Raw genomic sequence first — 585 nt, 5'->3', positions numbered from 1 at the left:
AAGTTGGGAAGGCTCCGGTCAATCCCGAATGTCTACGATGATCCATCGAAACGAACGACGAAATCCGAGCTGCCAGCAGGCCTTCCAACGTGACAACCCCTGTGCACCTGTCAGGCGTCATTCTGGCCGCCACCCCACATGGCATCGATCTCATTCTTGCTCACGACCCGGCCAGCCTTGCCCGCTTTGGACCTCAAATCACCGGCGATTGCAGCCAGCCGTTCCGCCAGAGGCATACGGGCGTTTTTCAGTTCACTTTCAAGCGCTTCGATAACCGCTCTGGTCATGGAAACCTTGCGCTTGGCGGCAAGCTGGCGAGCCAGTTCGCGGGCAAGCGGATTCCTGATTCGAAGGTTCATGTGACCGACCTTGGCGACATTTGCCCCACAATCTATCATTTGTCGTAGCAGCGCCAGCGTGGTCCTTTCAGGCCCCGTAGAGCATCTCGTCCTGCAGCCGGCGCAAGGCGAACAGCCTTGTCGTCTGGTCGGGCGACGCATTGTCTGACGTCAGCAATTCGCCTTTCCTGACCGGTTTCAGCACCTTGCCGCCCTCGAGCAGGCCGACCGGCACGGCGCGCTGGGC

The 585-nt window shown here is 59.8% G+C and carries 1 protein-coding gene and 1 pseudogene; both read right to left on the bottom strand.

Features of this window, described 5'->3' with window-relative positions; genetic code table 11:
- Nucleotides 1–110: 110 nt before the first annotated feature.
- Nucleotides 111–359 (bottom strand): type II toxin-antitoxin system VapB family antitoxin, encoded by a 249-nt coding sequence (locus EN939_RS37130; RefSeq protein ID WP_127272130.1) that lies wholly within the window; start codon nucleotides 357–359, stop codon nucleotides 111–113.
- A gap of 67 nt (nucleotides 360–426) precedes the next feature.
- Nucleotides 427–585: pseudogene (locus EN939_RS39620) on the bottom strand (homoserine dehydrogenase); the annotation flags it as partial.

The organism is Mesorhizobium sp. M7A.F.Ca.CA.002.05.1.1, assembly GCF_003998335.1.
GTDB lineage: Bacteria > Pseudomonadota > Alphaproteobacteria > Rhizobiales > Rhizobiaceae > Mesorhizobium.
Note: the sequence above shows the minus strand (reverse complement) of the source record. Positions and strands in the feature narration are given on the sequence as shown.